Annotated in this window: 3 protein-coding genes; all 3 read right to left on the minus strand. The window is 62.6% G+C overall.

Going from position 1 to position 3,069, the window contains the following annotated elements; translation table 11 throughout:
- Positions 1-74: 74 nt before the first annotated feature.
- Complete coding sequence (locus D9C15_RS32835; protein WP_128003663.1) at positions 75-545, minus strand: anthrone oxygenase family protein; 471 nt, start codon at positions 543-545, stop codon at positions 75-77.
- A 785-nt stretch (positions 546-1,330) separates the two neighbouring features.
- Positions 1,331-1,867: a GNAT family N-acetyltransferase gene (locus tag D9C15_RS32845; RefSeq protein WP_128003665.1), complete on the minus strand. Its 537-nt coding sequence runs from the start codon at positions 1,865-1,867 to the stop codon at positions 1,331-1,333.
- Positions 1,868-2,573: 706 nt separating this feature from the next.
- A partial coding sequence (locus D9C15_RS32855; RefSeq protein ID WP_205854976.1) for a hypothetical protein occupies positions 2,574-3,069 on the minus strand: 496 nt, incomplete at its 5' end.

Below are 3,069 nucleotides of genomic sequence, written 5' to 3' on the forward strand. Positions count from 1 at the left end.
GGCCGGTGCGCGGGCCAAGTGCCAAGCCGGTGGCTGTCGCCTCGAGCGAAGGGTTAGGCGTCAGCGCCAAGCGCTCAGTGGGCCAGGCTGACGGTTGCCGCGATTGCAGCAGCTGCCGACGCGGCGGTTCGGACATGGTTCCAGAGTAGCCACTCCCGCAGGTAGACCGGCCAGTAGGCTCTGGCTTCGCTGGACTCAGCCTGGAGATGAGCCAAGCGCTCGTTGCGCGGGACATTGAATGCAGCGGTGACCCCGAAGGCGCCCACGACGTAAAGAATGCCTGCGGCAAGTAGGAGGCTTGATCGCATGGAACCCCACGACAGGACCGCACCTATAGCGGCTATGCCACCGATGAGAGCGGTTCCGACGAAGAGGCCAAGGAACAGTGGGTTCATGACGACGACGTTGATGCGCTGCATTGCGGCAACTCCTTGCTCAACGGGAAGCTGGGCGAGCGCCTTCATGACGAACGTGGAGAACGCGAAGAAGACACCTCCGACGAGGCCAGCGTCAACAGCAAGAAGCACGGGAAGCAAGGTGAGCATCGATGCGACGCGGCTCGGTGGGGACTCTGACGCCTAACGTTTGAGCTGAGACTGAGGCGCAGACGCCGGGTTGGCGCTTGGCCCGCGAGGCGGATGATAAGAACGACCGCCTCGCGGGCCAAGTGCCAAGCCGGTGGCTGTCGCCTCCAGCGAAGGGTTAGGGATCACTCGACGACCACGCCGAATTGCTCGTGTACGAGAGGACCTGTATCGCTCCGTACCTCGACGCTCCACGTTCCTGCTTGCAGTTCCCACAGCTCGCGGAAGTAAAAGCCGACCGTGCACCTGGATCCGACCGTGCAGGAGTGGATCCACTCGTGACTGCTTGCAGACAGGCCAGTGTCAGGGTTGCGCAGTCCCCCCTGTGGGAAAGTCACTACTGCACGGAGATTCACCTTGTCTCCGTTTCGCGGGCCCAACAACAGGAAACCGACGCCGAAGTGCGTTCCAAGCTTTGCTGTAATGTCCGTAGACACACGTAGTGGCAGGGTTCCAGAGACGGCGTTGCGCATTCCCGTCAGGCTACCGGAGTCAGGGACGCGCTCTATGGAGCGGACGGAATACGTTCCAGCCCATTCAACCTGAGCTCTGTAGGGTGCGACCGCGCATCCGACGAGGACTAAGGCAACAGCGATGATGGAAGCGGAGAAGCGGCGCAATGTGATCCCTAACGTTTGAGCTGAGGCGACCGCCACGGGTTGGCGCTTGGGCCGCGAGGTGCATGATGCCAGCGAGCGCCTCGCGGCCCAAGTGCCAAGCCGTGGAGGGTCGCCTCGAGCGAAGGGTTAGCCGTCATTTCGCGGCAGGGCATACACCCTTTCCGTGCACGGCTCACCGCGGAACACGACTTGACGGCTCTCGATGAACTTGAAGCCAACGCGCTCAAGCAGCTTGATGCTCGGTATGTTTCGCTCGTCGGTGATGCCCAGAACGCGAGCGACACCGGTAGCCGAGAAGAAGAGTTGAAGCGCCTCACGGACTGCATGAGTTGCGACCCCACGACCTTGCGACGCCGGCTGAAGCGTGAAACCAACTTCGCCGGCGGCCCCGTCTTCGGACAGATACAGGCCAATGTCTCCGATGAGCGCGTCAGACTCTGGCTCGGCGATTCCGAGTTGCACCCAATGGCCTGGCATGAAGAGCGGCGCACGGTGCACGTCGTCGAGGAACTCAAGCGCTTCGGTGTCGGACATCGGAGACCACCCCTGATAGCGCCCGAGTTCGGGAAGTGAGCGATAGGCCTGGAACGCCGCAAGATCGTGCAGGTGCATTCGACGGAGTCGACCACCAAGGAACTCGCGTGGCAGCAGCGTCTCGTGCATGACGGCTAACGTTTGAGCTGAGGGGCCGGAGCCGGGAAGGCGCTTGGCCCGCGAGGCGCATGATAGACAGCGAGCGCCTCGAGGGCCAAGTGGCTTGCCGGCGGAGGTCCCTCTCGAGCGAAGGGTTAGGCCTCACCGTGTGACGCTGCTTGACCTAGACGCTGCTTGTTCACCCAGTATGCGCTGATTGGCGCCTGCGCCTTGACGCGCGCTGAGACAATGCCGCCTTCTCTTGAGCCCCCGGGAGCCACCACGTGAAGCCGTACGACATAGAAGTGCAGCGCTTGAAGTCGATGAGGCACGACAAGGGGCTGTTGGAGGTTCGGCTGGATGCCCTTGTCGTAGCTCGCCAACTGCGAGACGATGAGGCGCCGAGCACATGCTTGCGCATTCCTGTGGAGCACGCTCGAACACTCCTGGTACTGCTGAAGCAGAACCTGGCTGAACTTGACAAACTTCAGCCAAGAAGTCGGCGTTCCGGCCGAGCTTGACACGGCTGTTTGCGAACGTACCGAGCTTCACCACACTGGCCCCTGTGAGGTCTAACGTTTGAGCTGAGCCGCGAGCGCCGGTGTGGCGCTTGGCCCGCGAGACCGATGATAGGAACCACGGGTTCGCGGGCCAAGTGCCATGCCGGTGCGAGTCGGCTCCAGCGAAGGGTTAGGCGTCATTCCTCGGTGAGAAGAGGCCAGTGCTCGGCAACAGGCTAGACAGTGGACACAACTTGAGCGCCGGTGATGGTGCTCAGCTTGGCGGCAAGGATTGATGCATCGGTATCGTCGGCGAGGCGGCCAAGAGACACGCGCCTGTTGCGAAGTAGGCGCAGGGCGACTTCCCAAGTCTCGTGATCGTCGCCTTTGCGTGTGTACGCGACCTCGATGGCAGTGATTGCCTTGAACGGGGCGACCAGGCGGCCACCTGTGCGGACTTGCTGTGAGACTTTGTCTGCCACAACCTCGCGCCGGCCGACCAAGGCGACAAAGCGATTGTTCTCCTCGGCGACGACCTCGAGCTTGCCCGGCAGGCCCAAGAAGGTGCGGAACTCATGCGCCAGGGCTTCCAGGAACTCCCGAATGAACTGCTGGATGGCGAACCTTTGGCGCATGACGCCTAACGTTTGAGCTGAGGCGACCGCCGCGGATTGGCGCTTGGGCCGCGAGGCGCATGATGCCAGCGAGCGCCTCGCGGCCCAAGTGCCAAGC

The sequence above is a fragment of the Piscinibacter defluvii genome (assembly GCF_004011805.1).
Classification (GTDB): Bacteria; Pseudomonadota; Gammaproteobacteria; order Burkholderiales; family Burkholderiaceae_C; genus Piscinibacter; species Piscinibacter defluvii.